At 80.8% G+C, this 213-nt stretch carries 1 protein-coding gene; it reads left to right on the forward strand.

The window, feature by feature from the left end; translation table 11 throughout:
• On the forward strand, positions 1-213 hold a 213-nt coding region (locus QWJ41_RS22615; protein WP_302710584.1), incomplete at both ends, for a hypothetical protein.

The raw sequence follows: 213 nt of genomic DNA on the forward strand, positions 1-213 counted from the left end.
CCCACCGAGCCGCCGGCACAGCGACGACCCGTCGACTGGCGCCGGATGCGCAGCCCGTGGGCGGTGCTCGCCCTGCTCGGGTCGCTGCTCGGCGCCATCGGCACCGCGGCCGGCGCGGCCGGGGCCGGCCGCCGGGCCGAGGACGCGAGCGTGGCCCTGGTCTGGCTGCTGGCGCTGTGCGTGGTCGGGGCCGCGGTGCTCGACTCGCTGGGG

The sequence above is a fragment of the Nocardioides cremeus genome (assembly GCF_030518195.1).
Taxonomy (GTDB): domain Bacteria; phylum Actinomycetota; class Actinomycetes; order Propionibacteriales; family Nocardioidaceae; genus Nocardioides; species Nocardioides cremeus.